Raw genomic sequence first — 23,255 nt, 5'->3', positions numbered from 1 at the left:
TCGGGGAAGACCCCGTTCTTTTCAGAACGGGATCTCGTCGTCGCGGTCGACCAGCTCGGGGTTTTCGTTCTCGGCCGACTTCGGGCGGCTCAGGAAGTCAACCTTCTCGGCGATGATCTCGCAGCCGTAGCGATCGGTGCCGGTTGCGTCGGTCCACTTCGTGTAGTGGATGCGGCCATGGACGAGGACCTTCATACCCTTTTCGCAGTGCTCTGCGACGGTCTTGCCGAGGCCGTTGAAGCAGGTGATGCGGTGCCATTCGGTGTCCATGACCCGGTAGCCGTTCTCGTCGCGCATCACGCGACCCTCGGAGAGGCGCGGCCGCGAGGTGGCCAGGGTGAAGTTGGTGATCTTCGTGCCGCTTTGGGTCGAGCGCACTTCGGGCTTTTGACCGATGTTGCCGGCGAGGATAACGATGTTCTGCATGGTAAGCTCCTGTGTTTCCTGTCCCTGGGACCGTCCCTTCGACAAGACCCGGAAAAAGCCTGTCGGCTGAGGCGTGCACGGGAGACGGAACGGCGACCGGAAACCTCCAGAGGGCCGGGGTGGAGCGGGCAGGTGACGCGTTTCCTCAGAAACGCTAGCCAACACGGCCCGGACTGACGCGGGGTTGCGCGCCAGAGGCCGAACAGGCTTAGGGGATTGTCAGTCGAAGGGATGGCACCGGGGATAGGAGCGGCCTGGGGCTCTCGCAGAACTCGGCCTTCCTCACCAAGGCAACCGGGTTGAAGCAGTTGCGAAACCGCCGACCCGGCAGCTCAAGCCAACCTCATCCCCCTGCCCTATCGCGGCGTCCTCCGTGGGAGTTGCGATGTTGCAGCCTGACGGCTATCCCGGACGCATCATTCAGGACACGAGGGCCCAATGGCTGATTTCAATCTCGAGGCGATGTCGCTCAAGGAACTGCGGCAATTGCAGAAGGACCTCGCCAAGGCGATTTCCACCTATGAGGACCGTCATAAGGCCGAAGCCCGCACCAAGCTGGAAGCCATCGCCAAGGAGATGGGCTACTCCCTCGCCGAACTGATCGGTATTGAGGTGAAAGCCACCCGTGCGCCGGCCCTCGCGAAGTATAGGCACCCTGAGAACGCGGCCCTCACCTGGTCGGGCCGGGGCCGGAAACCGCAGTGGTTCGCAGACCACATCAACGCCGGCAAGGACCCGAGCGCTCTGGCGGTCTGACGGAGTTGGGTGACCCCGCCCGGGCGAAGCATGGCCCAAGTTAAGGAAACCGGTTTTTGCTGACACGACTGTTCGATCATGTTAGAAAAACGACGATTTCTTAACACGACGCGGAGCACATGTTAAAGCCGACCTACGCCATTCCCGCCCTGCCACCCCCGGCCGAGATCGAAACCGTTCCGGTCCTGAAGGCGCTCGCTCGCGCCAGCCGCGCGCTTGCGGATCTGAAGGGTCAGGCCAAGACCATTCCGAACCAAGGCATCCTGATCGACACGCTGGCTCTTCAGGAAGCCAAAGCTTCGTCGGAAGTCGAAAACATCGTCACAACGCAGGATGAACTGTTTCAGGCGGATGTTTTCCCTGACGATCCGCAGTCCCCGGCGGCCAAAGAAGTAGCGCTGTATCGCGACGCTCTGCGGCTCGGATACGCACGCTTGGGCGAAACCGGCGGCCTGATCCCAAATTCGGCGCTCATCGACATGTTCCGCTTGCTGAAGGGCCGCAGCGATGGATTTCGAGTGACACCGGGTACTGCCCTCAAGAACGAGCAAACAGGGGAGATCGTCTTCGTCCCGCCCCAGGATGCGCACGAAATTGTCCGCCACATGACGGCGCTCGAACGGTTCATCAACGACGATGAACTCAGCGATCTCGATCCGCTCATCAAGATGGCTTTGATCCATCATCAGTTCGAAAGCATCCACCCGTTTCCGGATGGGAACGGACGTATCGGGCGCATCCTCAACGTACTTTATCTGACCAGAACGGGGTTGCTCGACATCCCGGTGCTCTACCTGTCGCGGTTCATCACCCGTAACAAAGCGGACTACTACAGGCACCTTCAGGCGGTGCGCGACACGGGCGATTGGGAACCCTGGGTCATCTACATGCTGGAGGCCGTTGCAGAGACTTCTGCCACAACAGTCGAGATCGTCACCGGCATCCGACAGCAAATGGCGGACGTGAAGCATCGGCTACGTGAGGACTTGCCGAAGATTTACAGCCAGGAACTTCTGAACAACTTGTTTCGCCATCCCTACACCCGGATCGAATATCTGCAGAACGATCTGGATGTCAGTCGGCAGACGGCCGCGAAGTATCTCGACATCTTGGCCGAGCACGGCTTTGTCGAAAAGCACCGCTCTGGAAAGCACAACTACTTCATCAACGTCGCCCTGGTGAAACTCTTCCTCGACGTTTCGGGCGGACCGTAAACTCGACACCGGGCGTTCGGCTCCTTGGGCAGTCGTGCCGACCTCCGCGTCGGCTCAGATTTCCGGGCCACCGAGAGGTCTGAAAGCCGAACGGACCGGATCGGGGACCCTGCCCCGATGCCGAGCTCTCGGGACAAACCGTGGGCCTTATGCCCACGGGTCGACCTCAGCGATCACTTGAACCTCGTCGCCGTCGATTTCGTCGGCGGGGACGGCGCCGAAGGTTCCATCCCCTGCCTGGAAGACGACGATCGAGACCATGAGCGTGGCGGCGAGGGAGGCAGCGAAGGCGTGAGCATCTTTGCGGGACATCTGTTTGGCTCCTGTCTTGGAGGCGGGGGACCATCCCCCGCGCGACAGGACCCCGCAGGCCCGAAGACTGGCTGACATCACCGGGTGCGTTCGGCTCGCCCGAATCCACCCGGCGGCACGGGCATGCCCGTAGTCCGACCCCTCGCGGGTTGATCTCGAAGACGGGGTTCGGGGCAAGGAAGGGAATGGCGAGCGGGGGATGGTGCCCCAACGTCAGGAGCCGGTTGTCTCGCTTTTGCTTTGAACGCCGCCAGCCTCCTGGCCACGCTCTTGGTTGACGACTCCTTCTTTGGGAATGGATCCTATGGTGCCCCGCGGCATCGCGGGACGAGGGTTTGGTCGGTGAGAGGCCCGGCCCTTGGGCAGGCCCCTCACGCATTGTCAGGGCTCAGGCGGCCAGGTCCGCGTCCCCTGCCCTATCGCCGTCCTCGGCACCGACGATATCGAGCCTCGCGTTGCGATAACCTTCGCGTGCGATCCAGAGATCAGCCGCAGTGACGGACTCCGCCAGGTGCAGCAGTTCGGTGTTGCCGCCGAAGTCCAGCAGCACGCGGACCTGCCCGGGCTTCGGCTCCTCGGCGACCTCGAATACCAGCCGGCTGTCCGCCGAGTGGCTGCGCATGATGGTGACGAGGATCACCCCGTCCGAGGAGAAGTTGCCTTCATGGAGCGTGAAGGCGGCCGGAGCGGTCCAGGTCGGATAGGACCGAGGCGGTTCCTTCTTCACGAGGCGGCCGACACCGTTTGATCGCTCCCAGGCCGCCAGCTTCTTTGTAAAACGTGCCGGCGGCTTGGGACTGCCGTCGGTATAGCGGATCAGCGCCCCGAGAGGGGCTGTGTCGATGATGGTTGTTGCAGACATGATTCCTCATCCCGAATGCGAGTGTTCGCATTCATCATATTGATATTGTTGTGTTTTGTTGGAGTAGGGGCGGGTTTCCCCGCCCCCGGATAGCTCAGATCACTCTGCGGCCATCATCGACGCATTGCCGTCGGGCAAATCAGCCATCAGGAAGGCCGGGAGATCGACCTCTTCGGGCTGGCCAGCGTCCTGCCCCTGCCCTTCTCCGATCGCCTCGCCGTCCTGCGCGGCCAGATCGGTCCGGCGGAGGACCTCGGGCAACCACCCGCTTCCCTTGAGGAGCCGCTCGGCTTCCGTGGCCATCTCGCCCTTCTTCAGGTGATCAAGGAGCTGCGCGGTCCCTTCACCCTTCGCCTCGCGCACGGCCTCGAGGATCCGGGCCTTGGGCACACGGTTGAGATAGCCATCGACCGTCGGCTCCCAGCCCGCCTCGACCATGTCGAGATCGACCGCCCGCGCCACCAGATCGGCATGCTTCATGCGGCGGGTCAGACCGCTGGCCGAGATGCCCGCCCCATAGGGGTTCACCTTCTCATGGAGCGCGTTGATCCCGAAGCTGAGGCAATGCGCCAGGAGCGCCAGACGGCTACCCTGGTCGAGGAGCGTCAGATAGTCCCAGAGGCCGGCATCATCGCCGAGAGGCAAATCAGCCTCCCAGGCGGCGTGACGCTCGTCGACGAGCTTGGCGACGACGCTGTCCTTCAGATCGGGCGCCTGGGCCGACATGTAGACGTGACGCACCGAGGCTTCGAGGCAGCTGCCCGTCGCAGAGGAGGTGCGGAAGGTATCCGTCACCAACTTCAGGAGCATGAGCGTCAACGCCACGTCCGGCGAACGCCCGATGGCCTCACGCAGCGCGAGGGTCCGGTGGGCCGTCAGTTCCATGACCAACCGCTCGGGCAGCGGCTTCAGCGCGCCGTCATCTTCTTCCTCCGACAGGTCAGCACCGATCGGCTGACCACCCGAAGTGATGACGGTGCCGCCGACAGAGGTCCCCGAGGGTTTCCAGCTGGAAACACCGACATCACCCCCCTGCCCCATATCATCCGCGCCATCACCATACTGGACCGCGGTTTCCTCGCGCGGCTCGTCCTCGGGCCGGACATAGCCACGATAGACCGCGAGACAGCCGTCCCGATCCAGCGTGACGAAGACGCCGGCGCGCCCGACCTCGGCCGGATCGTAGATCAAGGGCCGCTGCTCAAGCGATTCCATCGCCGTTTCGAGCTGGCCCAGCCGAGCGTCGATCTCCTCGGGGTATTCGTCCTGGCCGGAGTATTCCTCCTCCAGCGCACGATACTCGGCGAGGAGCGAAGCGTGGGCCGCGCTTTCCTCGTCGATCATCGGGGCGGGATCACCGGCCAGACGCCGCAGACCGTGGCTGTAGCCGTAGGGCAGGTCGGCCGCGACCTCGATCCACTTCCAGCCCTCGGAGACCAGAGCCTCGGCTTCGGCCTGGAGCTTCTCGGCAACCAGCCGGTCCAAAAGGGCAGGGTCCTCGAGCCAGCCACCTTCGTCGCCCTGAAACAGATCGCGCAGGACGACGCCGCCTGCCGCCTCATAGGCATCGACACCAACAAAGACCGCGCGACGATCAGACGCCCGGACCGAGGTCTCGGTCAGCATGCGCCGGATGGCATAGGGCTCCTTGTTCCACGAGTTCTTCACAGCCTCCCAGACCTGCACCTGACGCGCATGATCGGGGTTCACAGTGAATGCCATCAGCTGTTCCAACGTCATGCCATCCTCGGCATAGACCTCGAGCAGGGCAGGGGCCACGGAGGCAAGTTTCAGGCGCTGCTTGACGATCTGCGGCGTGACGAAGAAGGCTGCCGCGATCGCTTCCTCGCCCTGACCCTTTTCGCGCAGGGCCTGAAACGCGCGGAACTGGTCCAGCGGGTGCAGGGCGACGCGCTGCATGTTCTCCGCCAGCGAGTTGTCCTCGGCGAGGATCTCCGACGCAGCATCCCGCACGATACAGGGGATCGGCGCGGTCTTCGCCAGCCGCTTCTGCTTCACCAGCAACGACAGCGCCTGGAAGCGACGACCACCGGCCGGGATCTCGAACATGCCGGTCTCGACGCCCTCGGCATCGAGCATGGGCCGAACGTTCAAGCCCTGCAGCAGGCCGCGCCGCGCGATGTCCTCGGCAAGTTCCTCGACCGAGACGCCAGCCTTGATGCGCCGCACGTTGGTCTGGCTCAGCGCGAGCTTGTCGAAGGGGATGTCCCGTGAGGGGGACAGGGTGACTTTCTGGGCTGCTTTCGCCATCAGATCTTCTCCGCGACGGGCGCCGGAAGCCACTCTCCCGATCTCGCTTCCCGTCACCCCTCAAACCCCCAACCTTTCTCTCTCAAAGCGGGCGGCATGTTTACCGGGGTATACGTGGAGCAAGAGGGGGTTATGTTTACCCGGGTATACATCAAGCAATGGTCATACTACGCGCTGACGGGGGCGGCAGGTTGTGAGCGAGCGGAACATACGGACGAAGTCCATGCTTTCACTGGCTGCCCGATTGGTTAGCGCTTGTAGATAGGCCCTCGGTTGCCGGATTCTGTCGAACGCCTCAGTAATACCAAGAATGGCGAGTGCTGAGCCAAGCGCTCCCATCGCATTTCGAGCAGTCTCTACGTCGGTTCTCGCTAGTCCAATCGCCGGAGCAAGGGTGTCGGACAATCGAATGACATCGCCCCAATCCTTTGCAGTTACGGAAGCGAAGGATGCTGCATTCTTGGCCAGGGCAATGCACTCAGACACCGTGATATCGTTGGTTTGTCCGACATCAGTGCTTCTTGGATAGCTGGTTCGATTGGCTGTGCTTACTTTCTCAGGCGCAACTTCAGATTCATAGTTTTCTTTCTTTGACTTCTGAATGTGCCGGTCATTTTGTCTGTCGCTGACGGTCACTGCATCTGCAACGGACGATGTCTCAGCGCCTGTCTGAGGAAGGTTTTCCTGTAGTTCCTGAATGAGACCGGCCAGTTGGTCCGAAGACAATGAACGACGCAGTGAGCGGCACGCAAGGTCGTGCAGTGCGGGCTGAATGGTCGCAGCCCTGTGGTAAAGAATGTCCCTGATCACTGATCGGAGCGCTTTGCACCGAATTTCTTCTCGGGAGCATTCTTCTGCAAGTGCGATGAGGTGATCGCGGATGGCGAACAGCGGCGCGAGGTCGATGCCGTAGGTTAGTTTGGCTTCGGCACACTCATCCTGTACCCGATATCGCTTTCCGTTCGGGCTCGACTTTCGAGCCAGCAATCCGTTTGCCTTCAAATTGGCGAGGCGGCGCCTTAGTGTGCGTTCGTCGATACCGTCACAGCGCTCGATCAACGCCCTGTTGGAGGCAAAGACAACAAGTGAGTTTGGGTCGGCCGACTGGGGCACGAACGACAGAAGGCCTCGCAGAACCGCAACGTCACGGTCTCTCAGACCAAGAGGTTTGCGGCAACGGCGTACCAAATCCAGAAGCGACCAGCGCGCGTCTTCCGCCTTAACCGGCGTCACAGTGCTGCGGTCGTTCAGATATGAGGAATTGGTGCGCCGAACGTGCCGCTGCACGGGCGAAGACATGACATGTTCCATGTTGAATCCGGCGGAACGCTCGGGTCAGCCGAGTGAAGACCTTGCAACCCTGCCTGTCGGTGTCCGTTCTTCTCCAGAAAAAGGATAAAAGATATCAGATCACCGCGAAGCGATGTTGCGTGCGATTCGGGCCTGCGCTAGTCTGCTCGTGCTAGAAGATGAGCATTCTCAGGGTTGGCGCCCTGTGTTTTGCGCGGGCCTTCCGGGTGGTTTCCATTCGGGAGGCCTATCCTTTTCCGACACTGCTCCTCTGTTGTTTTCGTTGCATTCCATCAGTCCTTCTTCTTGGACTGACTGAGAAATTCTTCATGCAGGCGTGAAAAGACGTCATCCGCATTTGCATGCAGCCAAGCCGCGAAACCCCTATGTTGCGCCGATGGCCGGAAGCCCAATGCCCCTTTGGTAAGGGCGACCTCTCCCAGGGCGGACCCATCCTGTGCCATCAGCGTGAAGGGCGTTGTGCCCTTCTCATGGCGTTTCTCCTTAGGGGTATCCGCCTTTGGAAGAGCTTTCACCCAGGCCGCAAATCGCTCGTCTGAGCTGGAACCTTCAGGGAAGGGGGCAGGGTGGACGGAAAGAACGTCGATCTTCTTCTCAAGTACCACAACGGCGAGTTCATACCAGCGTTTCCATCCGATCGAGGGCGCGGCACCGATGCGTTCCAGCACTTGTCTCGGAAATGCCTCGCGCACCTTACGCATGTGCGACGTGTGGCTGCGGTTCACGTTCAGCGCGTCCTGAACCACGCGCGCATCGTAACCCGCCTCCTCCAAGTCGCCCGCAAACAAGGCTTTCTCGATGAAGGACGGGTCCTTGCGAAGGTTGTTTTCCTGGCCCTGCGCCAGGACCGCCTCTTCGTCGGAAAGGGTGCGGATCAGCGCCTTGACCGGCGTTCCCAAGCCACGGATTGCGGCAAGCCTGCGGCGCCCGTAAACCACCTGATACCGACCGCTCAGTTTCGGGTGCGGTCGCAACAGGATCGGAACCTGCTGGCCGTGTTTGGAAATGCTTTCGCGCAGGTCGGCGATGTCGTCGTCTAGCGCTCCGATGCGATCCTTTAATCCGGTGTCTTCAATCAGTTCGGGATCGATGTCCTGCACTGATCGAGCCCCGACACTGCGCAGATCGTTGCGGATGGCTGCGATCGGCCCAGCACTTTGAAATACCTCTGGCATCTTGGCGGTCGGGCGGGGCAGGGGTGCATTTGCATCTTCTTCCGGCCGAGGGACAGGAGTGATGCCTTCGAACATGTTCTTCCTAGCCATCTCAGCCGCGCCCCCATGCTCTGTGGATGTCTTGTTCCAGCTCCCGCGCGACAGCGTTGATCGATTCCATCGCGCGGTCATAAGTGTTGCGGTTCATGCTACCTCGACCGACTTCGAACAGCGTCTGATGTGTAAGGCCTGCGTCCGAGACGGCGGTGGACTTCAGGAACGTCTCGGTCATCACGCGTTTGCCAAAGTTGGCGCGTAGCAATCCGGCAACCTGCGCTTGCGGCCCGTCCGAAGGTTCGAAGCGAGAGACCAGGTAGCGGAGAAAGTCGTATTCCAACGTCATTCCTGCTTCCCTGATCGTATCGAGCAAGGATGAGGTCATGGTCAGAAACTGGGCCAAGGATGCCACGTCGATAAAGTTCGGCACCACTGGAATGATGATCGAAGACGAGGCCACAAGAGCCGAGAGGGTCAAGAACCCAAGCTGCGGGGGGCAATCGATGAACACCAGATCATAGCTGGCTTCAACCGAGAGGATTGCTTCGCGAAGCCGCAGGTAAAAGGGTGGCTCGGAGCCACGGCGAAGGGCGTAGGGGGTCTCGGTCTCGTATTCCGACAGGATCAGGCCACCTGCGGCTATGTCCAGGCCGTGGAAGTAGGTTTTCCGCACCACCTCGCTCATCGGCACAGGGTTCTCATACCGGATGGCATCATAGATCGTGCCTTGATGCGTGAAGTCGATTTCAGGCCGCAAACCGGTCATCGACGAAAGCGAGGCCTGCGGGTCCATGTCGATCACCAGCACCCGGTAGCCGTGCAGGGCATACCATTGGCTGAGATATGCCGCTGTGGTCGTCTTCGCTGACCCGCCCTTGAACGACACGCAAGATATAATCTGCAGCGGCTCTGATCCGACCCGCCCACGTAGATAAAGCGAAGGGTCGCGCGTGGTTCGCGCCAGAGCCAAACGGATCTGCGCAAGGTCGTCGGCCGAGTACAGTTTCCGTCCACGCTCATCGAGCGGGACGTCAGGGATCTTGTCCTCCGCGTGGAGTTTGCGCAGGTGACCAGGCGCGAGCCCAAGAAATTCGGCCGCTTCTGTCGATGAAAAGCTTCTCAAGTACTTCCTGGCGTCAGGCGCAAAATTGCGCTCCAGATGCATCCGGATAGACTCATGCAGTGTGGATGCGTCGCTCTGAAGCTCTGCAAAAACACGCTCTTCGGTCATACTGCCCTCATCTAGATCGTGGTGCGGTTTACCCACACTCACTGTGCCCCTTGGAGCGACATTTTCTTTGTAGCGCAGAAAACCGCAATTCTCGCGATTTTCCGCTACGACAATAAATGCGTCATGTCTGGCAGTGGTGCAAGAAAATTCTACAGCTCGTGGCTGATGCTGACGGATGAGCGGGCGTGTCATCAGCCTTACTGACCGTCATGACATTGAAAAACAAGAACTTCTACCAGATCAAGCAGAGTTCACGCTTGCTAAATGTTGTGGTGCGCCCGCCAGTACTGCCTTCTAAGGATGAGCGCACTTTCGAATCGTCAAAGCAATAGCCCCAGCTTCTCCGCCCGCTCCAGCAGCATTTTCACCGAAGAAGGCTGCCAGCTTGTCCGCCCACGGGGCGTTCGTTCGCGCATCGCTTCCAGTCGGGTGCAGATCGCCTGGAGTGTGACGTCGGGGTCCGCGCCCTTGATAGCGGCGACGATTGCGGGCAGGCGGTCGTCAGTCTCGCGACGGCCGGCGCGGACCAGCACGGTGTCGGGAAGAAAGCCGTCGCGGACATAGGCATTAACGGCGCGGAGCAGACGGCCTTGCGTCCATTGGCGCTCGCGGGGCAGGGGGCCGTTTACGATGCGCACCACGTCTTCCCAAGCCATGTCGGGCCGCAGACGGCGCACATGGGGCACCCAGTCCTGCGCCGTCTCGTTCAGGCGTTCCATGTAGCCGTCCTGCCGTGCCAACCGAACCTTGCGCAGCGCCGCCGGATCCCGAGCGCGCAGGCCCGGATTGCCGCCAACCCGACCCTTGGTTCGTGCGCTGGCCAGCCCCGCCTTGGTGCGTTCGCGGATCAGGGCACGCTCAAACTCGGCGGCGGCGCCCAGGACCTGCAGGGTGAACTTGCCCTGCGGCGAGGACGTGTCGATCGGGTCCATGAGCGAGCGGAAGAAGGCTCCTTTCGCCTCCAGCCGTTCGATCACCTCCAGCAGATGTGAGAGCGACCGCGCCAGACGGTCGATGCGCACGACGACCAGCGTATCGCCCTTGGAGATGCGTTCCAACACGCGGGCCAGAACGGGCCGAGCACGGTTGCCGCCCGAGGCCTGCTCCTCGTGGATCTCTACGCAGCCCGCGGATTTCAGGGCCTGCGACTGGGGCAGGGGGGTCGTCTAATCGCATCACATCTTGCAAGCCCTTTCTTTCGGTGTGGAGCAAAAAGCCATCATTGATCAGCGCAACTGTTCTTCTAGGCGTGCCAAGGTGCGTTTGCCGGAGCAGGGTCGTCTTCGCGGTCGACAACCTGGTCGCCGCATGATTGGTGTTCGCGGGTGGGCCTTCCTATGTCTGATCCGCACTCAGCTGAGGAGCCAGCGGTGCATCCCCCTGCACGAAAGGCCCTACCTACGTCCCGGCAGGGACGCTTCGGCGCGCTCACATCTCGAGCGCTATCTCTGTGTTTTCAAGCAGTTGGTTTCATGCCTCGTTCAAACAGCGTGCCATCTCTGAGCATCGCATGCATCGTGACCGCCAGCTTCCGTGCCAATGCGACGGCCGCGCGCTTGAAGCCAATGCGTTCCCTGAGCTTCAGCCCCCAGGTCCGCAGGTCACTTTCAGCCGAACTGCGAGTCAGGATGACAGATGCAGCTTCGTAGAGCAGGCCGCGAAGGTGATGATCGCCGCGGCGGGAGATATGGCCCTTGTAGTCGATCTCACCGGACTGATACCGCCGAGTTGTAAGGCCGACCCAAGCGCCGACGGATCGGGACTTCCGGAAGTTGTCCGGGCTTTCAATCGCCGTGACAAACGATGTCGCGGTGATCGCGCCCACTCCCGGGATCGACATCAGGATCCGGCAGCCTTCGTTCTGTCGGGCTTCCGCAGCAATTTGGCGGGCGAGCCGGGCCGCCTGCAGCCGGGTTGCGCACCAGGCGTCGAGCATCGGCAGCAGGATTTCTGACAGTTTCGGCTGATCGAAGAGAAGTCGACGCACATGTGCTTCGAATGTGCTGCCCTTCCCAGCAGGAATGAGCAGACCGAAGGTCTTCATGAACCCTCTGATATGATTGGAAAGATCGACCGTGATCCTGACAAGCCGGTTCCTGGCAGCGATCAGGGTCCGCGCCAGCATGCTGTCAAAGCCTTTCACCCTCACTTCTCGGAAGAAGCCGATCTCGGCCAGATGCGCCAGGCCATCGGCATCGTTCGCGTCGGTCTTGTTCGGCGCCATGTCGAGGGCCGACTTGGCGTGCCGTGCATCAATACAGATCGCGGGCAAGCCCTCGGCTCGGAGGGCATGATAGAACCAGACCGACAGGGGCCCGGTCTCGAAGACGATCCGTTCGACTGCAGGTGCCCGCTTGCGCACCAGTTGTGCAATCACAGCAGGGTCAGAGGCACATTTTCCGCGCCAGACCCGCTCCCCGTGACGCCGGATCGACACGGCGGTCTCTTTCATAGAAACATCGAGGCCAATATATTCCTTCATGGCTGTTCTCCATCAGATGTTTGGGCCCGGCGTCCAGTCGAGAGCCCGTATCTTCATCATATCGGGGAACAGCCACCCTCCCAGCCTTGCCGAGGCTCAGGTGACCAACGGCCCGCGATTACCCCATGTCTGATCCTCGGTCGAGACGCGAGCGTAGCCGATCAGGGGCATCAAAACAGGCCGTTTGCAGTTTCACATACCACTAATAAACGACCGTTTGTAAACGGATGCAAGGGCGCTCTCTGTGGTCCTGCTCAATAGTAAGCCCTTGGTTTCTATAAAGTGGGCGCGATCAGCGAGCCCTCGCTGACCATCGCCTGTGCGTGCTATATAAAGAGGGTGAAGGCACTCCGACAAAACCCTTGGGTAAAGTGCAAAACTTAGATATTTTGCACATATGAAGCCTCAAGCACCTGTCTTGCATGATGAATATGATGCTCTCATCCTCGACGGTGAGGAGGTTGAAGAGGCGTCTGAGGACGATCTGTGGTTTCTGCCCGGTCCAATGGAAGAGGAACCGGATTACCTGCCTCCCGGACCACGGGCCGAACCGCGTGAAGCCGAGGTCCTCGACGATTGGCGGATGGCAGAGGCGGCTCATGCCGCGCGTCTTGCCCGTGTGGCCGGTCGCGTCGGCGCGTTGGACGACCGTTTGAAGCGCGGCCCGGAAGGATGGCGGCACCGGTTGGCCCTGATCGAGGCTGCCGATCTGAGTTGGCTCAACGGCGACCGCATTGGACCCGATAGGCTGGCGCTCTGGATCTCCATGCGCCTGTCAGGGGTACAGGACGATACTGCTGCGCTCGCGCGTGTCGGTTGGGCGGTGCGGCGGCTATCCGGTGGGCCGGGACCGGAGGTAGACCTTTCCGCCTTCCTTGACCGCCGCGACCCCGAGAACCTCGCCGATGCGGCCGAACCGTTTGCGGATCGCGCAGGCGGTTGGCTGGACCTGACGGCGCAAGCCTCCGAGTTGCACCCGATCACCCGTGCTTGCTTGGGCTTTCACCTCTGGAGCCTCGCGGGCCTCGGGCAGCAGGGTGACCGAATGGAGGCAGCCGTCACGGCCGCGCGGATTGCGGCGAGCGAGGGCAAGGGCGCAGTCTTCGCACCTCTGGCCATGGGCGGGGCAGGGGGGCTACGCGTCGGTGGTCCACCCGCTGAACGTCTGGCCCGCTGGCTTGACGGAATGGAGACGGCGTGCCTGACCGCGATGCGGCACCTCGACGATATTGAAGCGTGGTCAGTGCGGGCGGAAGCCGAGATGACCTCACTTTCGGGAAAGACTCCTAGCGCCTTGCGCGCCGTGTTGACCGAATGGCCCCTTGTCTCCGCCGCGATGGCCGAAGCTCTGACCGCTGCCAGCCGCGCCGCCGTCCAGCGCAACCTCGCTTGGATGGAAGCGCGTGGTCTGGTCCGCGAAATGACCGGGCAGGGGCGGTATCGGATGTGGCGGGCTAAGAGCCAATAGGTTGTTCGCTAGATAAGCCGGGGTCCAGCTGACAGTTGATCCGATTAAGGACCTCCAGGGCGTGGCAGTACAGTGACGTGCGAGGGCTCTGTTGCACAAATCGCGTAAGGGATTCATCTTGTGAATCCAGCGTGATAGCTGGAAGGCATGAGCAAACCGAACACACCGACTTACAAGACCCTGAACTGGCCCGCGTACAACAAGGCGCTCAAGCGCCGCGGGTCGCTGACGATCTGGTTCGATCCTGGCATGGCGTGGGCTGCGAAGCCAACCAGCAAGCGTGGGCGACAGCCCGTTTACAGCGACGCTTCCGTCCAGACCTGCCTGACGATGAAGGTCCTTTTCGGCATGGCGCTCAGGCAGACGACTGGGTTCGTCGAAAGTCTCTTGTAGCTTGTAGGACTAGACTGGGATGTGCCTGATTTAAGCACACTGAGCCGTCGCCAAAAGACCCTTGCCGTGAACATCCCGCATCCCGCATCGGGGCGCGCAGGGTCCGCTGCATCTCTTGATCGACAGCACCGGGATCAAGGTCGAAGGGGAAGGTGAGTGGAACGCGCGCAAGCACGGCGGGGCAAAACGCCGCGTCTGGCGCAAGGTCCATCTCGGGATCGACGAACAAACGTTGGAGATCAGGGCGGTCGAGGTCACCAGCAGCGACGTCGGGGATGCCCCCATGCTGCCCGAACTGTTGGCCCAGATCGCCGCCGATCAAGACATTGCCAGTGTCACAGCAGATGGCGCCTACGACACCCGAAAATGCCATGACGCCATCGCCGATCGCGGGGCCGCCGCAATCATCCCGCCCCGCAAGAATGCAAAGCCGTGGAAGACTGTCACGGCAGGCGCGGGTCGCGCGCGACGAGGCCCTGAGAGCATCGAAATACCTCGGCCGCGCGCTCTGGCGACGATGGAGCGGATACCACCGCCGAAGCCGCGACGAGACCAAGATGCACTGTGTGAAACTGCTGGGTCAGCGCCTCATGGCGCGGGACTTCGACCGTCAAGTTGCCGAGTTCCAGGTCCGTGTGGCCGTCCTGAACGGCTTCACCGCGCTTGGCATCCCCGTAACCGAAGCCGCAGGATAGGTATGTCCGGGGATGGGGGACGTCCGCTTGTCACCGGATTTGTGCAACAGAGCCCAACGTCATCGCGAAATCTCGCCAGCCATCACGGCCCTCCCATGAACGGCGAGCATCGCGGTGAACCTTGGACAGCCGAACTGCCGTATGACGTTGAGAACGCGAGCCTCATAGGCCGCCTGCCCGATGAGGCGACACAGGTCTGACGCATGAAACTGCCGGTTGCCGCTGGGTGCGGCCTTGATCTGATCGTTCAGCTCACGGTCCCGTGGGTCAGCCGCCTGCTGCGGGGTTGGAGTTTCCGCCGATCGACTTTCCGAACCGGGTGAGGTTCGCCATCGGCGCATGAACCCGAGCAGGTAGCCGGCAGGAACCCTGTCGTTCCCGCGCGCCCGATTGAAGGCAAGAAAGCGGTCCCAGATCACCCGCGTGTCGACGTTCCAGCAGGGCAGAGCTCTCTTCGCGGCCTTGATCAGCTCCGCCCAACACGTCTGAAAGACGTTTGATGCTTCAGAAATAGTGATCTGTCCCGAGAAAATAGTTTTGTTATTTCTTTCTTTAGATAGTGATGTGTCGCCTGTGCCTGACGCAACATCCTGATCGCTGCCTTCAGTATCGAAGGCCGTGAAGCGGAAGAGCCAAGGCGCGAACTTGCCGTTGGGCTTCTCGCGTCTCAGCTCCAGCTCGGACGCCTCGAGTTCAGCCAGCAGCTCGGTCAGGTACTGGCGGGAGATGCCCATCTTCGACGCCAGGTCGGCGAGGGTGAAGGCGGCCGTCCCGCGCGGCAGCCCGTTGTAACCATCTTTCCACGCAATGGCGTCGAGGATGAGTGTTGCCAGCTTGTGGGCGGAAACGGACAGCTCTGTCTGGGTGATCCGTCTCAGGATCAGGCCGGTCGTGGGTTCCATGGTCGGTGTCTCCTGTGAGAGACGACCCCATGCCGAGAGCAAACAACATTTTTGCCAGCAAAACAACTTTGCTGGTTGCGGCGGTTCGGACAGTGCGCTAGAAGATCCTTGTTCACGGGTTCTTCTAGCGCGGCGTCAGGCTTTTCGGTCTGGCGTCGTTTCTCTTTTTGGGTTCGGTGCACCGTCACAGGTGCAAGATGATCGGGTGCGGACCTGCCCCGGGCAGGCCCGGGCAAGTTCAGTAGCGGACCTCTTCGAAACCGTAGTTCCCCTCATGATCCCGCCAGTCCACGAAGACTGATCGGTAACTGACCCAGTTACAGTGCGCGGTGTCGGGCAGCTGTGATGCGGGCGGGACCTGGGCGACACTCGACCGTGTCCATCGATAGTCACCCTGCACACCATAGGATCCGAGGCGCGTGGTGTCGTAGGTGTTGCAGTCGCCTTCACCGTTTTCGCGTTGGCTGAACTGGATGTGAAAGACACGGATGCTGCGGACGAAGTCGAAGGCGTCGCCCGAAATGTCGATGTCGGCCTGCTCGTCTGACTGGACTTCGACCAGAGGGAGAGGAGCTTGCGGCACGCTGACTTGAGGCACCTCTCGGAAGGCGATGTCGTAAAGCCGTTCCATCGGCGAGAGCGGGGCAGGGGCGTTGAACGACGCCCCCATCGGGCAACGCCAGATCTGCAAGGGTGGCTCGATCGGCCAGGGTGTGATTCTGCGGATGAAGACCGCACGCGCATGGGCACAGGGCGCCGATGCCGGCCAGCCGCCCGCGAGACAGAGCAGAATGGCGCAGTCGACCTGGTAGGCTTGCGCCGGCTCGACCGAACCGACGAGGCTCGATACGGTGATGGCCGCGGCGGCTGCCGCGGTCTGGACCTTGTGTTTCATGACGCCGACTCCATCTATAATGGTGCGGCGATACAAAACAACACTAACGATAGCAAGCAGATTTGATCGCTGCCGAACTGCGTTCGCTTCGGTCTTGCTTCGACGGACGGAGACAATGGGTGGAATGGCGTTCACCATTCTTGGAGATGAGGCTCTGATGCCTAGTCACAGCCTTCGGTAGGCAGCGGCGCTCTTGGTTTGGGCCGTGGGGAGGTTCGCCGTCCTGAACCTCGGTCCCCTAGCCGTTTCCCAATAGTGCGCGAAAGCCGTTGAAGGCCTTGCGGAGACGTCTACTGTCGCCGCGATGACAAACCGGGATCACATGCACGCCTTCCTGCGCAGCGCCGCGGCGCTTGTCGCCTTTATCGCCCTGCTCTGGGCGATCCAGGTCGTCAACTGGATCACCGGCTACGGCCTGAACCCGGCGTTCGGACTGATCCCACGGTACCTCGGTGGGTTGGATGGTATCATCGCAATGCCCCTCCTGCATGGAAGTTTCGGGCACCTGATGGCCAATACGCCGCCACTTCTGGTGATGGGTGGACTGCTGGTGGCAACAACCACGCGGGCCTTGCTGCCGGTGAACGCCGTGGTGATCGGCCTCGGGGGAGGCCTCGTCTGGCTGTTCGGCACCTCGGCCATCCATATCGGTGCGTCGGGGCTCGTCTTCGGCTGGTTCGGTTTCCTCGTCGTGCGCGGCCTCGTGGATCGCTCGCTGATCACGCTAGGCGCGGCATTGGTGGTCGGGGTCCTATATGGTTCCATTCTCTGGGGCGTTCTTCCGGGCCAACCCGGCGTGTCTTGGGAAGCGCACCTCTTCGGTGCCATCGCCGGCGCGGCCGCTGCGTTACTGGTCCGAACGCATGTCCATGCCCCGCGCTTGGGGGACGTGGATCTGGACTAAGCGCCACAACTGACCTGCCCGGCCCAAAGCTGCCTTTGGGCGAGAGCTGATATCGCTGCAATGCGGCCCATCGAAGGAGATATTCGCTGCACAAGCTTAATCTAAACCTAAGCAGATGACTGGATCGCGGGATTTTGCCGACATTCCTGTTTAGCCACGCTGCCGACGAAGCATTTGCTCGCAGTTGCGGCACAAGAGTTGTTTCGAGGCGGCGCGCGTAGAAACGGACGGACCTGCTCGGACACTGGTGGGAAGGCTGGGCGGAGTTCGCCAATGCACGGCTCGCCGGACTCGACATCGACGCATGGATCGATCACTGCAGCCTCAACGCGCAGAGCATCTTACTGAAGCCGCAGGACAAGATCGGCGCGCCCGCGCAGCGGATCGTGCGAGCAGGTGAAAAGGCCGACCGCGCCGAGTTGAACCGCGCCATCGCGCGCGAGAACGGCCCCCGGATCATCGCGGACCCGAGCCTAGCGCTCGACGTGCTCGCCCGGCAGTAAGCGGCCTTCACCCGCCGCGACATGGCCGCTTGCGTATACCGTTACGGCGAAGGTCCGGGCCAGTTCAACGCGGTGCTGGGCGCCATGCGCAGGGCACCCGACCCGGTGGCGCAGGGGTAGGATGTGCGCGGCGGCGAGCGCTTCACCACGCGCGACTTGCTCGAGGTCGAACAGCGGCTACACCGCGCGGCGATGACGATGACGTCCGCGACCGCGATACAGCCCTTGCCCGCGCCGAGGCGCAGGATCTGATCCTGTCCGCCGAGCAGGCCGAGGCGCTTGCCCATGTCACCGACGGCTGTAGTCTCGGGATCATCATCGGCCATGCCGGGACGGGGAAGAGCGCTATGCTGGACGCGGCCTGTAAGACCTGGGAGGCGGCGGGGTTACCTCACCGCCATTCCCTCTTCAGCCCTTGGAAGAAAGGCTTGGGTGGCCGCCGAATTTATTGCGCAGGGCCGACAGGAAACGATTGCCCAGTTCATTTTTTTCGCGCGACGAAAAACGGGCAAACAGCGCTGCGGCGAGCACTTGCGCCGAGGTGCGCTGGTCGATGGCCGCTTCAATCGTCCACCGACCTTCACCACTATCAGCGACTTCGGTAGAATACTGATCCAGCGTCGGATTGCTGGCCAGAGCGTCGGCCCCAAGATCCAGCAGCCATGAACTGACTACGCTGCCACGCCGCCAGACTTCTGCGATAGCGGCGAGGTCAAGGTCATAGCGGTAATCTTCTTCCACCACTGCATGACCTGCCGAGGCGAACAGCGCGAAACCTTCGGCCATGGCCTGCATCATACCGTACTCGATCCCATTATGGATCATTTTCACATAGTGGCCGGAGCCGGGCTTGCCACAATGGAGCCATCCAGCCTCACCCGGAGCTTGAGGTCCACCATCGCGGGCAGGTGTTCTTGCGGCCGCATCTATCCCCGGTGCGAGCGTGTCAAGAATAGGCACGATCCGCCCGATTGCCTCATTTGCCCCGCCTAGCATCAGTGAGTATCCACGAGCCAACCCAAAAACACCTCCGCTGGTTCCGCAATCAACCATCAGGATGCCTTTAGCGGCCAGCATCTGGGCGCGCGCAACGCTCTCTTTGAAATGGCTATTGCCTCCATCGATGATGACGTCGCCTGATGTGCAAAGTTGGCCCAGCTCGGTCAACACCTGCTCGGTTACTTCACCGGCGGGAACCATCAGCCAGACTACACGAGGCGCTGCCAAAGCTGCGACCAAAGACCCGATGTCGGCATAGCTGACCTGCATTCCCCAAGTGGCGTGTCGTTTGAGGTGAAGATCGCCTGTATCCGAGCGCTAGACAAGGATTTTCTGCCGCAAGCGGCACCTGCGGTCGCGCAGACTGCTGGATCTGGACGGATCAGACCGCGAAGCCGCTGTTTCCTTGCCCAGGGGCGGCGTTTTTCAGCGCAGCGGACAGATCTGTCCAGCCGCTTTCGTTCAGTTTGAGCGTGGATCGCGATCATGCGCATAGCGGTGGCGCTCGCAATCGGCGGATAGCGGCGAGGATGGCGCGTACCATCGTGCCGGTGACAGCGACCTCGGCCAGCTGGAAGGTGATGGTGCGGGCGTGACGGACCACACGTGCCCCGATCTTGATCAGCTTCAGTTGCAGGCTGGTCAACGACCAGTCGGCCATGGCCTCGGGCAGCTCGATGCAGCGCAAGAAGGTGGCCAGGTTGTACGCCAGGGCGTGCAGTTGCAGCCGCACCTCATTGTCGCGGAACTTCCGGCACGACAGCCGCGTCCAGCGAAAGGCGTATTTGCCCTCTTTGATGTGCTGCTCGGCGGTGCCGCGCTGGTTGTAGAACCGCACCACCCAGTCCGGCTCCATCGGCAGGTTGGTGACGATGAAGCCGACACGCGGGAACAGTTCGCCCGGATGCCATTCGATCTTGGCGATCACCCGGCGTTCCTTGTCCCAGGACGCCGCCTGATACTCGAATTCCTCGAAGAACCGCTTGACCTTGGTCAGTGACGGCCGCCCGACAGGGCGCGTTAGCCGATGCGCGATCTTGTCCTTGAGGACCGCGTTTGCGGGCAGCCGGATGGCGTAGAAGAACCGCGCTTCTTCCAATCGCTCATAGATCGCCGGGATCGCGTAGGCAGCATCGGCCCGGAAGAACCTGCCACCAAGGTCGCGCTCCGCGTAGCGCGCAATGACGGGGTCGAGAACATCACGCCAGCCATCGGCGCTGTGGACGTTGCCATGGCGCAGGGCGCAGCGTTCCAGCATCCCGAACTGGTTGAACAGAAAGTTGGGGTGATAGCAGCTACAGTCGAAATGGCCATTCCAGGCAGACCCTTCCTGGTCGCCATGGGTCGGGCTGACCGAGCTGTCCATGTCCAGAACGATGTACTTCAGCCCGTTACGGTCATGGAACCGGTCGATCCATTGCCCGTTCAGGTCGGCCAGCGCGGCACGGTTCCCGGCCAGAGCCAGCGTCTCGGTCTCGAACCGTCCCATCTGCGATGCCGAGGCCGCTTGTGCATCGACCGCTCTGCCGCCGACAACTTGGCGCATGACCGGATCGCAGGCGAGACGGTTGGCGTCGTTGACATCCTCGTATCCGGCCAGCCGCCCAAAGACTGATTGCCGGAACAGGCCGTCGAGCCGATGGACCGTGTTCTTGCCAGAGCGAGTATCGCGCAGCGCCGCTGACGCCAAATCGGACAACCCGAGCGCGTCATCAAGCTCGCGCATCACCAGAAGGCCGCCGTCGGAACTGAGCTGCGTGCCGCGAAATTCCAGCCGCACGCGAGGGTCGAAATCCACCCGATCTGCCCGTTGCAAGCCCGCACCCTCTGGGTGATCCATGAAACGCGCCCCTCGCAGCCTTCAACACCATGTTTTATATAGGAAATATAATGGTCAGGACAGCGAAATCAGCGCCTTACTTGGGAAATGTGGGGCTGACTGTGCCGACTTCTTTTGCCAACGCCTCCCTCGTCGTCTGGTTTGCACTGTGAACGTGACATTGATGCCCGGCCTTCGACAGCCGCCGGACCATGTTGCCGCCCATTCGTCCGAGACCGATAAATCCCAGTTCCATCGTTAAGTCCTTTCTTGATTTCCAATGCGTATTTGGGCCGGTCCGGCTCAGCTCACCTGTACGCGGCGCCAAAAGGCGACCATGCCCCTTATTTGCGCTGCCGCCGACCTGGGAGATGGGTAATACCAAGCCGCATCAGGGTTGGTCTTTCCGTCCACCTCTAGTGAGTAGTACGATGCAGTTCCCTTCCAGGGGCAAACCGTTTCGCGCGTGCTTTGCGATAGGTACACTGCCCGCACACTTTCGATCGGAAAGTAGTGATTGCCTTCGACAACAACGGTAGCGTCGCTTTCTGCGATGACTTTGCCGTTCCAGATTGCCTTGACCATTTGGCGCCCCCTTTTGTCAGTCTGTCTGATCCATGACCTCGCGGACACGCAGACGGAGTGCCGGAAGGAGTTCTGTCCCGAACCAGGGATTGCGGCGCAGAAACGCGTTGTTGCGCCAGGAAGGGTGCGGCAGCGGCACGACTACCGGCGCCCAATGGCGCCAGTCAGCAACAGTGGCTGTTACGCCCGCCTTGCGTGCGTCTGCGCCCAGGTGCCAACCATGGGCGTAACCCCCGATCAAGATAGTGAGCCTTACCTGATTGAGCGCGTCCAGCGCCCGGCTTCGCCACGTTGCCGCGCAGCGTGGTGGTGGCGGCAGGTCGCTGCCATTCACATGATAGCCGGGAAAGCAAACCCACATTTCCCAAGTAAGGCGCTGATTTCGCTGTCCTGACCATTATATTTCCTATATAAAACATGGTGTTGAAGGCTGCGAGGGGCGCGTTTCATGGATCACCCAGAGGGTGCGGGCTTGCAACGGGCAGATCGGGTGGATTTCGACCCTCGCGTGCGGCTGGAATTTCGCGGCACGCAGCTCAGTTCCGACGGCGGCCTTCTGGTGATGCGCGAGCTTGATGACGCGCTCGGGTTGTCCGATTTGGCGTCAGCGGCGCTGCGCGATACTCGCTCTGGCAAGAACACGGTCCATCGGCTCGACGGCCTGTTCCGGCAATCAGTCTTTGGGCGGCTGGCCGGATACGAGGATGTCAACGACGCCAACCGTCTCGCCTGCGATCCGGTCATGCGCCAAGTTGTCGGCGGCAGAGCGGTCGATGCACAAGCGGCCTCGGCATCGCAGATGGGACGGTTCGAGACCGAGACGCTGGCTCTGGCCGGGAACCGTGCCGCGCTGGCCGACCTGAACGGGCAATGGATCGACCGGTTCCATGACCGTAACGGGCTGAAGTACATCGTTCTGGACATGGACAGCTCGGTCAGCCCGACCCATGGCGACCAGGAAGGGTCTGCCTGGAATGGCCATTTCGACTGTAGCTGCTATCACCCCAACTTTCTGTTCAACCAGTTCGGGATGCTGGAACGCTGCGCCCTGCGCCATGGCAACGTCCACAGCGCCGATGGCTGGCGTGATGTTCTCGACCCCGTCATTGCGCGCTACGCGGAGCGCGACCTTGGTGGCAGGTTCTTCCGGGCCGATGCTGCCTACGCGATCCCGGCGATCTATGAGCGATTGGAAGAAGCGCGGTTCTTCTACGCCATCCGGCTGCCCGCAAACGCGGTCCTCAAGGACAAGATCGCGCATCGGCTAACGCGCCCTGTCGGGCGGCCGTCACTGACCAAGGTCAAGCGGTTCTTCGAGGAATTCGAGTATCAGGCGGCGTCCTGGGACAAGGAACGCCGGGTGATCGCCAAGATCGAATGGCATCCGGGCGAACTGTTCCCGCGTGTCGGCTTCATCGTCACCAACCTGCCGATGGAGCCGGACTGGGTGGTGCGGTTCTACAACCAGCGCGGCACCGCCGAGCAGCACATCAAAGAGGGCAAATACGCCTTTCGCTGGACGCGGCTGTCGTGCCGGAAGTTCCGCGACAATGAGGTGCGGCTGCAACTGCACGCCCTGGCGTACAACCTGGCCACCTTCTTGCGCTGCATCGAGCTGCCCGAGGCCATGGCCGACTGGTCGTTGACCAGCCTGCAACTGAAGCTGATCAAGATCGGGGCACGTGTGGTCCGTCACGCCCGCACCATCACCTTCCAGCTGGCCGAGGTCGCTGTCACCGGCACGATGGTACGCGCCATCCTCGCCGCTATCCGCCGATTGCGAGCGCCACCGCTATGCGCATGATCGCGATCCACGCTCAAACTGAACGAAAGCGGCTGGACAGATCTGTCCGCTGCGCTGAAAAACGCCGCCCCTGGGCAAGGAAACAGCGGCTTCGCGGTCTGATCCGTCCAGATCCAGCAGTCTGCGCGACCGCAGGTGCCGCTTGCGGCAGAAAATCCTTGTCTAGCGCTCGGATACAGGCGATCTTCACCTCAAACGACACGCCACTTGGG

At 61.5% G+C, this 23,255-nt stretch carries 21 protein-coding genes and 3 pseudogenes; 8 read left to right on the top strand and 16 right to left on the bottom strand.

Features of this window, described 5'->3' with window-relative positions; genetic code table 11:
- Positions 1 to 21: 21 nt before the first annotated feature.
- On the bottom strand, positions 22 to 426 hold the full coding sequence (locus VDQ28_RS01780) for a single-stranded DNA-binding protein (protein WP_028030787.1): 405 nt from the start codon (positions 424 to 426) through the stop codon (positions 22 to 24).
- Between the two features lie 438 nt (positions 427 to 864).
- Here VDQ28_RS01780 and VDQ28_RS01775 point away from each other — a divergent pair, with 438 nt between their 5' ends.
- Both VDQ28_RS01775 and VDQ28_RS01770 read left to right on the top strand, forming a co-directional pair.
- The gene (locus tag VDQ28_RS01775) at positions 865 to 1,182 is read left to right on the top strand and encodes an H-NS family nucleoid-associated regulatory protein (protein WP_028030788.1); all 318 of its coding nucleotides are present in this window, start codon (positions 865 to 867) and stop codon (positions 1,180 to 1,182) included.
- A 119-nt stretch (positions 1,183 to 1,301) separates the two neighbouring features.
- Positions 1,302 to 2,396, top strand: coding sequence for a Fic family protein (locus tag VDQ28_RS01770; RefSeq protein ID WP_028030789.1), 1,095 nt, complete (start codon positions 1,302 to 1,304; stop codon positions 2,394 to 2,396).
- 147 nt (positions 2,397 to 2,543) lie between these two features.
- Here the strand turns inward: VDQ28_RS01770 and VDQ28_RS01765 are convergent, their stop codons facing one another.
- The 8 genes from VDQ28_RS01765 to VDQ28_RS01730 form a co-directional block, all read right to left on the bottom strand.
- On the bottom strand, positions 2,544 to 2,708 hold the full coding sequence (locus VDQ28_RS01765; RefSeq protein ID WP_167384016.1) for a hypothetical protein: 165 nt from the start codon (positions 2,706 to 2,708) through the stop codon (positions 2,544 to 2,546).
- A gap of 388 nt (positions 2,709 to 3,096) precedes the next feature.
- On the bottom strand, positions 3,097 to 3,570 hold the full coding sequence (locus VDQ28_RS01760) for a hypothetical protein (protein WP_089258503.1): 474 nt from the start codon (positions 3,568 to 3,570) through the stop codon (positions 3,097 to 3,099).
- A gap of 99 nt (positions 3,571 to 3,669) precedes the next feature.
- The gene (locus VDQ28_RS01755) at positions 3,670 to 5,841 is read right to left on the bottom strand and encodes a ParB/RepB/Spo0J family partition protein (RefSeq protein ID WP_323034353.1); all 2,172 of its coding nucleotides are present in this window, start codon (positions 5,839 to 5,841) and stop codon (positions 3,670 to 3,672) included.
- A gap of 162 nt (positions 5,842 to 6,003) precedes the next feature.
- Positions 6,004 to 7,152: a plasmid replication protein RepC gene (repC, locus tag VDQ28_RS01750; RefSeq protein WP_084450953.1), complete on the bottom strand. Its 1,149-nt coding sequence runs from the start codon at positions 7,150 to 7,152 to the stop codon at positions 6,004 to 6,006.
- A gap of 272 nt (positions 7,153 to 7,424) precedes the next feature.
- Entirely contained in the window at positions 7,425 to 8,402 is a 978-nt protein-coding gene (repB, locus tag VDQ28_RS01745) for a plasmid partitioning protein RepB (protein WP_161630529.1), read from the bottom strand.
- A 16-nt stretch (positions 8,403 to 8,418) separates the two neighbouring features.
- On the bottom strand, positions 8,419 to 9,594 hold the full coding sequence (gene repA, locus VDQ28_RS01740; protein ID WP_028030793.1) for a plasmid partitioning protein RepA: 1,176 nt from the start codon (positions 9,592 to 9,594) through the stop codon (positions 8,419 to 8,421).
- Between the two features lie 320 nt (positions 9,595 to 9,914).
- Positions 9,915 to 10,751 (bottom strand): recombinase family protein, encoded by an 837-nt coding sequence (locus tag VDQ28_RS01735; protein WP_323034438.1) that lies wholly within the window; start codon positions 10,749 to 10,751, stop codon positions 9,915 to 9,917.
- 299 nt (positions 10,752 to 11,050) lie between these two features.
- On the bottom strand, positions 11,051 to 12,076 hold the full coding sequence (locus VDQ28_RS01730) for an IS110 family transposase (RefSeq protein ID WP_323034352.1): 1,026 nt from the start codon (positions 12,074 to 12,076) through the stop codon (positions 11,051 to 11,053).
- Positions 12,077 to 12,473: 397 nt separating this feature from the next.
- Here VDQ28_RS01730 and VDQ28_RS01725 point away from each other — a divergent pair, with 397 nt between their 5' ends.
- Positions 12,474 to 13,544, top strand: coding sequence for a hypothetical protein (locus VDQ28_RS01725; protein WP_323034351.1), 1,071 nt, complete (start codon positions 12,474 to 12,476; stop codon positions 13,542 to 13,544).
- 147 nt (positions 13,545 to 13,691) lie between these two features.
- Positions 13,692 to 14,632, top strand: a pseudogene (locus VDQ28_RS01720) (IS5 family transposase).
- A 59-nt stretch (positions 14,633 to 14,691) separates the two neighbouring features.
- Here the strand turns inward: VDQ28_RS01720 and VDQ28_RS01715 are convergent.
- Positions 14,692 to 15,534, bottom strand: coding sequence for a hypothetical protein (locus tag VDQ28_RS01715; protein WP_261497780.1), 843 nt, complete (start codon positions 15,532 to 15,534; stop codon positions 14,692 to 14,694).
- A 238-nt stretch (positions 15,535 to 15,772) separates the two neighbouring features.
- Complete coding sequence (locus VDQ28_RS01710; protein ID WP_261497779.1) at positions 15,773 to 16,429, bottom strand: hypothetical protein; 657 nt, start codon at positions 16,427 to 16,429, stop codon at positions 15,773 to 15,775.
- Between the two features lie 322 nt (positions 16,430 to 16,751).
- Here VDQ28_RS01710 and VDQ28_RS01705 point away from each other — a divergent pair, with 322 nt between their 5' ends.
- The 3 genes and pseudogenes from VDQ28_RS01705 to VDQ28_RS01695 form a co-directional block, all read left to right on the top strand.
- Positions 16,752 to 17,333, top strand: coding sequence for a rhomboid family intramembrane serine protease (locus VDQ28_RS01705; protein WP_323034350.1), 582 nt, complete (start codon positions 16,752 to 16,754; stop codon positions 17,331 to 17,333).
- A gap of 233 nt (positions 17,334 to 17,566) precedes the next feature.
- Positions 17,567 to 17,662, top strand: a pseudogene (locus VDQ28_RS01700) (hypothetical protein); the annotation flags it as partial.
- A 203-nt stretch (positions 17,663 to 17,865) separates the two neighbouring features.
- A pseudogene (locus VDQ28_RS01695) lies at positions 17,866 to 18,171 on the top strand (hypothetical protein); the annotation flags it as partial.
- 73 nt (positions 18,172 to 18,244) lie between these two features.
- Here the strand turns inward: VDQ28_RS01695 and gnd are convergent.
- The 5 genes from gnd to VDQ28_RS01670 form a co-directional block, all read right to left on the bottom strand.
- Entirely contained in the window at positions 18,245 to 19,105 is an 861-nt protein-coding gene (gnd, locus tag VDQ28_RS01690) for a phosphogluconate dehydrogenase (NAD(+)-dependent, decarboxylating) (RefSeq protein WP_323034349.1), read from the bottom strand.
- Positions 19,106 to 19,319: 214 nt separating this feature from the next.
- Positions 19,320 to 20,675, bottom strand: coding sequence for an IS1380-like element IS1247 family transposase (locus tag VDQ28_RS01685; protein WP_006473457.1), 1,356 nt, complete (start codon positions 20,673 to 20,675; stop codon positions 19,320 to 19,322).
- Between the two features lie 76 nt (positions 20,676 to 20,751).
- Positions 20,752 to 20,910, bottom strand: coding sequence for an NAD(P)-binding domain-containing protein (locus VDQ28_RS01680; protein ID WP_323034348.1), 159 nt, complete (start codon positions 20,908 to 20,910; stop codon positions 20,752 to 20,754).
- Positions 20,911 to 20,957: 47 nt separating this feature from the next.
- Positions 20,958 to 21,239: a DUF427 domain-containing protein gene (locus VDQ28_RS01675; protein ID WP_081791467.1), complete on the bottom strand. Its 282-nt coding sequence runs from the start codon at positions 21,237 to 21,239 to the stop codon at positions 20,958 to 20,960.
- A 16-nt stretch (positions 21,240 to 21,255) separates the two neighbouring features.
- A complete protein-coding gene (locus VDQ28_RS01670; protein ID WP_323034347.1) occupies positions 21,256 to 21,600 on the bottom strand; it encodes a uracil-DNA glycosylase family protein in 345 nt (114 codons plus the stop codon).
- Between the two features lie 87 nt (positions 21,601 to 21,687).
- On the opposite strand from VDQ28_RS01670, the gene VDQ28_RS01665 reads away from it, so the two are divergent.
- Entirely contained in the window at positions 21,688 to 23,043 is a 1,356-nt protein-coding gene (locus tag VDQ28_RS01665) for an IS1380-like element IS1247 family transposase (RefSeq protein ID WP_006473457.1), read from the top strand.
- Positions 23,044 to 23,255 lie beyond the last annotated feature (212 nt).

Origin of the sequence: Pararhodobacter sp., assembly GCF_034676545.1 — a bacterium.
Classification (GTDB): Bacteria; Pseudomonadota; Alphaproteobacteria; order Rhodobacterales; family Rhodobacteraceae; genus Pararhodobacter.
This window is presented reverse-complemented; position numbering and strand designations above follow the sequence as displayed.